A 7517-nucleotide genomic window follows, 5' to 3' on the forward strand; every position below is an offset into this window, starting at 1 on the left:
GTCATAAGCAATATCATTAACTGTCATTGCCTCTGCATATTCTTTTACTGAGCCGTCTTTTAAAGTAATTTTCATTTTCCTGGTCTCCTTATCCATTTATTTTTTGAAACATAAATAGGTAATAAAAAAGCCCCTGTTTATGTTTCCATAAACAGGGACGTAATATACGCGGTTCCACCCTGATTGCCAAATAAATTGGCCCCTCATTACGATTATAACGGAATCACCGTGCTTGATTAGAGCCACTCAGAGGTAGTCTTCAATTACCCTTCTGTAAGACACTTCCAACCATGGTGTCTCTCTCTGTTACCCTCCGGATAACCTACTGTCCTCGTCATCGTTTTAACAATTTTCATTATAACACCTTAACCGATGTTGTCAACCTGAATAATCTTAAAAATAATGCCATTTTTTCATTATTTTTCTTTTTTAATATACCAACTATTTAGTATAAAATTCCTGAGCAAAATACGTTTCTACACATGTAGTATTCCACTGATTTACATATTCTTTTGTATAGCTGCTTATACCAATATATGTAAAATCCCTGCTTAACATATTCTGTCTGTGCCCTGTAGAAGCATAAAGATTCTTGTATGCCATATTCACAATCTTCGCCCTTTTACTTGCCGCATCAAGATTGTATGACAGATTTTCGCCAATGGCACTTCCAATTTTAAATCCCACATCTCTGTATGCTGTCTTATAAGCCGACCCATTAGGTCTTGTGTGAGCAAATATCTTGGCAGCTTCCTTTGCACGTATATCAGCCACCTTTGTAACTTCACTTTTTAAAAGTAACGGCTTTACCTTTGTCTTAACTCTGTCTTTATTAACAAGGCTAAGCATTATGTAAATATTCCTCTGATTATAAACCTGATCTATATTGCTATAATTAGTTACCGTAACCGGACATTTAAACGTTTTACCACCACACTTTGCCGTAACTGTACAACTACCTACTGCCTTTGCTGTTATTACTCCATTACTAACAGTTGCAATATTTTCATTATTTGAACTCCATGTAATACTTCCACTACTATTTAATAGTTCTAATGTAAAGGTCCCATTCTGTGTATATGAAATTACAGATTTTTCATCTTTATATGTTACACCATAAAGATTTATATGAACTTCCGAAACGCTAAATGTTGTGTCTTTATATTCAACCACTTTAACTACCTTTTTAGGTATCTTTTTAACTTTAACACTACATTTTAACTTTTTACCACCAACCTTGGCAGTAACTGTTGCTTTTCCAGCTTTCTTACCGTAAACTACACCCTTATTGCTTACCTTTGCAACTTTTTTATTTGAACTGTACCACTTTGCTTTCTTCTTTGTTCCTGTGACTTTCAGTTTTATTGAATAACCTTCCGTCATGGTTATCCATGAATAATTCAATCTTGCTTTAGCCTGCACTACACTAACATCACCGAAACAAATGAAAGCAAATGACATAATCCATATCATAAGCATTAAGATAGTTTTCGCACCTCTCTTGTTATAACTAAAAATACTCTTTTTCATATTTTTCCTCTTTTCGATGTAAACCTGTGCAGACATCAATAAAGCAAAAAAATTAGTCTATCCGATCATTTCTTCTAGACTAACTTTAGCATTTTGTATTGTTTTTGTAAACAAATCCTTATTGTTTTTTATTATTCTTTATTGTTTTATTGATAATTAAAATGCACTTTCGATAGTGCAAATTAGCATTATAGAAAGTGCATCCTTAAAAATACATTATTTTATTTTGTAATTGTAGCTTATTTTTGCATTATCAAATACATATTGCTGTGCCTTGTCTAACAAAACAGCTTCTTTCATTTCATCTTTGGTGTAAAGTTTCTTCATTTCCTCTACACTGTCAAGATTAACTTCCTCATATTCATTCTCATACATTTCTTCAATTTCATCATCTGAAGCTTCAAATCCCAAATCCTTAACTAACTGCCACATAACGAGTTCTGACTTTACATTATAAGTATACTCTTCATCTAACTTTTCATCTGTATACTGATACTGTTTCTTATATTCCTTAACAGATATGCCTTCATCTTTAGCCTCAGCCTCTATATGTCTGTCAAGCTCTGCTACAATATCATTATACAAATCAGCCGGATATCCACTCATAGTTGCATTATCTACAACCTTCTTCCACAAACGTTCTTTAAGATTTGATTCTATAATGTACTGCTTTTCCCATTCATAAAGTTCTTTAGCAGTTGTAACACCATATAAATCTTCTAAATTTTCCTTAACCCACTTATCAGTAACCTTATTAACAACTAATTCAGATACATCTCTTACCTTAATTTCCAATTTAACTTTTTTACCTGAATAATCCTCAACAGAACCTGCTAATTCCTTTGCTTCATCGCCACTTACTTCTAATGATAGCTTTTGTCCTGCCTTTGTTCCAATAAGCTTGTCATATACCTTTTTATCCGCAGCATCATCATTTTTACCAATATAAAAAGATGCTTCTTTCATAGATAAATCGTCAACTTTTTTATTGTCTATATACGCTACAATATCCACATCTACCTGATCTGTTTCCTTTGCAGCTCTGTCAACCACATCATATTCGTTAGTTTCATCAGCAAGATTTTCGTCCCATTCTTCCTGCGAAATTTCATCCTCTATGCCTTTTACCTGACCTAACTTTATGTATTCTTCCGTATTATAGCCGACTTCCTTATTAATATCACTCTTTGGTTTAATAACCTTCGCCCAGTAAACTACACCGGCAAATACAGCTAATATAACCACAATGATAATAGGAACAATAAGCTTCGCCGGACTTATTTTCTTTTTATCCGTTTTTGCATTATCCTCAATGCTGTCATTAACATTATTAATATTGTTTTCTTCCACTACATTATCTCCTTTTGGTATTTTATTAAATTAATTCTTTGTATAAAAAATACAAAGGATCCTTATCCTAAAAGACCCTTTGTATTCTATCATATATTATTAAATTAATACACCTTTTTCATATTTTTTTCACATTAAACTTCTGTAGTGTAGTTTGGTGCTTCCTTTGTAATATGAATATCATGTGGATGACTTTCCTTAAGGGATGCAGCTGAAATCTTAACGAATTTGCCTGTTTCCTTAAGTGTCTCAATATCCTTAGCTCCACAATATCCCATACCTGAACGTAAACCACCCATAAGCTGGAATACAGTATCTTCAAGACTTCCCTTGTATGCAACTCGTCCTTCAACGCCTTCAGGAACTAACTTCTTCGCATTTGTCTGGAAATATCTGTCCTTGCTACCATTTTCCATAGCAGCAATACTTCCCATGCCTCTGTATACCTTGTATTTACGTCCCTGGAATAATTCAAAATCTCCAGGTGCTTCATCACATCCTGCAAACATTGAACCCATCATACATACGCTACCACCTGCAGCAATAGCCTTAACAATATCACCTGAGAACTTAATACCACCGTCTGCAATAATAGGAACACCATATTCCTTCGCTACCTCGTAGCAGTCCATAATAGCTGTAACCTGTGGTACACCAATACCTGCAACGACTCGTGTTGTACAAATAGAGCCAGGTCCGATGCCAACCTTAACTGCATCTGCTCCTGCTTCAATTAAATCTCTTGTAGCAGCTCCTGTAGCAACATTTCCTGCTATTACCTGAAGATCCGGATATTCTGCCTTAATCATCTTTAATGTCTTAAAGATATTAGCTGAATGTCCATGAGCTGAATCAATAACAATAGCGTCAACCTTTGCTTCTACCAAAGCTTTAACTCTTTCCATTACATTAGCTGTGATACCTACAGCAGCACCACATAAAAGTCTACCCTGCTCATCCTTAGCTGAAAGAGGATACTTAATCTGCTTTTCAATATCCTTAATTGTAATAAGACCTTTAAGATTAAAATCATCATCTACAATTGGAAGTTTTTCCTTTCTTGACTTAGCTAAAATAGCTTTTGCCTCTTCAAGAGTAACTCCTTCCTTTGCAGTAATAAGTCCGTCTGATGTCATAGACTCTTTAATTAATTTATTTTCATCAGTTTCAAATTTCAAGTCACGGTTAGTAATAATTCCAACTAACTTTCTTCCTACAACAATAGGAACACCTGAAATTCTGAATTTTGCCATTAAATCATTGGCGTCTTTTAATGTGTGCTCCGGTGTTAAATAGAATGGATCTGTTATAACACCATTCTCAGAACGCTTAACCTTGTCAACTTCATCAGCCTGCTGTTCAATAGTCATGTTCTTGTGGATGATTCCAATACCACCCTGTCTCGCCATAGCAATAGCCATTCTGTATTCTGTAACTGTGTCCATTCCTGCACTCATCATAGGAATATTCAATTTGATTTTTTTAGTAAGATGTGTAGTAAGGTCTACCATGTTAGGTGTCACCTCTGAATACTGAGGTACTAATAACACATCATCAAATGTAATTCCTTCACCAATAATTTTACCCACTGATTTTTCCTCCTAATAGTTTAATATGAATTTATTGTTGAAAATACTAACACCGGAAAACCACTTTGTCAATGACAAAATGGTTTCCTAAAAAATTTTATATTTTGTCAATAGTTTTGCGACAAGTTTTTATTCTTTTCTATGCCAATTTCTGTAACTCTTCATCAAACAATTCTGCGGATGTTTTAAAATCAAATATTCCCCTTGGGTAATTGTTAATCCATGTTTCTATATATTTTATTTCTTCATCTGTTGTATCCTCAAAATCTACTCCCTTTGGTATATGCCTGCGTATAAGCCTATTGTTATTTTCATTCGTGCCACGCTCCCAACTGCTATACGGGTGGCAGTAAAATACAAAAGTCCTCTTTTCTTCTTTCAATGCAGAACGCTCCATTCCCTCATAATCTGAAAACTCTACACCATTATCAACCGTTATACTTCTGAATACCTTATAAAACATATCCCCCCACTTTCTCTCTAACCTGTCTAACGCATCCACTACCGAAGCTGCCCCTTGGTCTTTCAGCTTAATAACGATTTCATCACGGGTTTTTCTTTCCGTTAATACAAGCATACACGATTTTGTAACCCCTCTCTTTCCTTTTACCGTATCCATTTCCCAATGTCCGAATATCTCTCGTTTTTCTATTTCCTTTGGTCTGTTTTCTATGCTTTCCCCTGCGGCGGCTCTTTTCTGTACCTGTATTTTCTTGTTATGCTTTTTCTTTTTACTTTTAATAGGCAAATCCTTGTTTGTAAGTTTCAAAAAAATTCCATTATCAATATATCTATAAAGTGTTCTAACACTTATTGTTGTCTTAAATTCAATTCCCGAACGTGCAACCTCTGCTAATGCTGCTTCCGGACTAAATCTATTATCTACAATTTTGTTTTCTATATATTCCGCTAATTTTCTATCATTTCCTATTTTTAGACTTCTGCCTTTTCCCTCTTGGGCGTAATCGTGTGCTTTTTGTCCTAAATCGCTACTATAACGCTCTTCCTCTGTATAGTCAGAGTTTCGGTGCATATATTTACCTTTGTCATATTCTCTATATATTGTGCTTCTGTGAAAATGTAATTGTTCTGCTACTGCTGCCTTTGACAACCCGGCGTTTAAAAGTGCTTCCATTTTGATACGGTCACTTTTACTCATTTGTTTAAATTTCTTCATATCGCACCTCCTACGCCAAAAGGGCAGCAGTTATTACCTGCTGCCCTCGGTCTTTTATTCCGAATCGGTTACTTTTTCAATATCTCCGTTGTCTGTGTATACAATGTAATCTACTAAATGTGTTCCGCCAAACATTGCTTTGGCATCATGTTCCTCGCCTTTAGTATATTCATACACTGATACATATAACAAGCCGGATACAACACTTATACTCGTGCTTGTTTTTGTGGTTAAGTTCTCAACCGCCAAAATAGTTTTATCAGAATCAAAGTAATTTTTATAACACGATAACGCATAATCTTCAACATTAAAGTTGTTTTCTGCTATTACAATACATTTCCAATTACCTGTAACATCATTCCTTACGGTATCGTACTTCGTTGAATATATCGTAGTAATATCCTTATCGCTTATACCTACAATATTATCCCCTGTTCTGTGTTCCACTATTTCCGTTGGCTCTTCCGTAATTGCTTCCGTTGTTTCTTTCTGCTCTGTCGTTTCCTCCTGTTTCTCGGATTCCGGCACTTCTGTTTTTTCTAATTCAGCAGTACCCCCCCCCGAACATCTGTTTGATTTTCGGTTGTGGTGTTTTCTGTTTGCCTGTTATTGCTTGCAATTATCCCGTGACCTATCCAAAAGACCACAATTACAGCAATGATTATAATGTGTTGTTTTTTCATGTTGAACCTCCTTTGTGTCCGATTCGGTCTATTCGACCTTGATTTTTTTGTTTTTTCCTGCTAATATATTTTAAAGCACTCGGGGCGATTAGCAGGAATGTTATGAAGTTCGCCCCTTGTGTTGACCCTTATTAAGTTTTTTATTCCTTAATCAATTCTGTGAGATACTCGATTAGTTCTTCTTTCGGTGTATCATTTCTTATCAGTGCTATTATCATTTTTATTATCCCTTTGAACTGGTTGTTTGTCATTTTGTTATCCTCCATTGTTTAACTCCTTTCCTGCTATCTCCTTGCTACAATTATATTATATACTTATATAAGTATATTGTCAACAGTTTTTTATACTTATATAAGTATTTTTTTGTAGTAATACTTATCTTCTTTCTGATATATCCTTATCTCTTCATCTTTCCCCCGATAGTCTAATTCCGCATCTGTCACAAAATCGCAATTAGTGCATGAAATATATCCGCACTCCATAGGCCCGCAATCTTCTTTTCTTATTCTTTTTTTAGATAATTTCCCACTTCTTGTTATTTTGTAAACGTCTGAATACTGCATTAAATTGCTAAACTCCAATGTGCTTCCGCACTTAGGGCAGCAATTCAACAATTCATCCATTCTATCCCCTCGCTTTCTTCTCTTCGATTGCTGCAACTATAAATTCGTTACGGCTCTTATATCCCTGTTTCTTTGCTTCTTTGTCAATCTCTGCTTTCTGTCCTGTCGGGACCGTTACAAGAAATTGGTCGTAAGCCTTTGCATTGTATTTATTTTTTGCCTTTGTCGCAGGCGTTCCGCCTGTCTTTTCCTCCGCCAACTGCTGCACCTCCTTTGCTCGTTGGTTTTTCTTTATCATATCACATTCATTATACTTATACAAGTATATAAAATGCACAAATAACTTTATATACTTATATAAGTATTTTGGTAATTATTCCGGGTTGTAAATATACTTATATAAGTATATAATAACATCATAAGGAACAGGGAATAAGACAGACCCACAAAGTTATTCACATTATCCACATTTTAGGAGGTATTCACTATGGAAAGAACATTAGAAACAATCACTATCAATAACGCTTTAGAGGTTGTCAGACTTAAAGGTGAACTTAAATTTAAACATCCGCTTGGCTATACTCGTCCAAGTGGCTACTGCTTCAAGCACCCTGTTAAAGGTTTC

The 7517-nt window shown here is 35.0% G+C and carries 7 protein-coding genes and 1 other annotated feature; all 7 genes read right to left on the reverse strand.

The window, feature by feature from the left end; translation table 11 throughout:
* Positions 1 to 150 precede the first annotated feature (150 nt).
* Positions 151 to 347, reverse strand: a binding site (T-box leader).
* 94 nt (positions 348 to 441) lie between these two features.
* The 7 genes from Q5O73_RS09315 to Q5O73_RS09345 all read right to left on the reverse strand — a co-directional run bounded on the left by Q5O73_RS09315 (position 442) and on the right by Q5O73_RS09345 (position 7151).
* Entirely contained in the window at positions 442 to 1530 is a 1089-nt protein-coding gene (locus tag Q5O73_RS09315; protein WP_302669548.1) for an Ig-like domain-containing protein, read from the reverse strand.
* 216 nt (positions 1531 to 1746) lie between these two features.
* Complete coding sequence (locus tag Q5O73_RS09320; RefSeq protein WP_302669549.1) at positions 1747 to 2880, reverse strand: hypothetical protein; 1134 nt, start codon at positions 2878 to 2880, stop codon at positions 1747 to 1749.
* A gap of 134 nt (positions 2881 to 3014) precedes the next feature.
* Positions 3015 to 4469 carry an IMP dehydrogenase gene (guaB, locus tag Q5O73_RS09325; RefSeq protein ID WP_021952853.1) on the reverse strand — a complete coding sequence of 485 codons (1455 nt, stop codon included), beginning with the start codon at positions 4467 to 4469 and terminating at the stop codon, positions 3015 to 3017.
* A gap of 139 nt (positions 4470 to 4608) precedes the next feature.
* Positions 4609 to 5646 (reverse strand): IS30 family transposase, encoded by a 1038-nt coding sequence (locus Q5O73_RS09330; protein WP_302669550.1) that lies wholly within the window; start codon positions 5644 to 5646, stop codon positions 4609 to 4611.
* 54 nt (positions 5647 to 5700) lie between these two features.
* Entirely contained in the window at positions 5701 to 6174 is a 474-nt protein-coding gene (locus tag Q5O73_RS09335; RefSeq protein ID WP_256279272.1) for a hypothetical protein, read from the reverse strand.
* A gap of 502 nt (positions 6175 to 6676) precedes the next feature.
* Entirely contained in the window at positions 6677 to 6952 is a 276-nt protein-coding gene (locus Q5O73_RS09340; protein ID WP_118256995.1) for a hypothetical protein, read from the reverse strand.
* Position 6953: 1 nt separating this feature from the next.
* Complete coding sequence (locus tag Q5O73_RS09345) at positions 6954 to 7151, reverse strand: ribbon-helix-helix domain-containing protein (RefSeq protein WP_040446073.1); 198 nt, start codon at positions 7149 to 7151, stop codon at positions 6954 to 6956.
* Positions 7152 to 7517 lie beyond the last annotated feature (366 nt).

Source organism: Eubacterium sp. AF15-50 (genome assembly GCF_934835595.1).
GTDB classification, from domain to species: domain Bacteria; phylum Bacillota; class Clostridia; order Lachnospirales; family Lachnospiraceae; genus Eubacterium_G; species Eubacterium_G segne.

Excerpts from the sequence above, each read along its gene's own strand:
- Q5O73_RS09315 (WP_302669548.1), bottom strand. The coding sequence starts at position 1,530 with ATGAAAAAGAGTATTTTTAGTTATAACAAGAGAGGTGCGAAAACTATC.
- Q5O73_RS09330 (WP_302669550.1), bottom strand. The coding sequence starts at position 5,646 with ATGAAGAAATTTAAACAAATGAGTAAAAGTGACCGTATCAAAATGGAA.
- Q5O73_RS09340 (WP_118256995.1), bottom strand. The coding sequence starts at position 6,952 with ATGGATGAATTGTTGAATTGCTGCCCTAAGTGCGGAAGCACATTGGAG.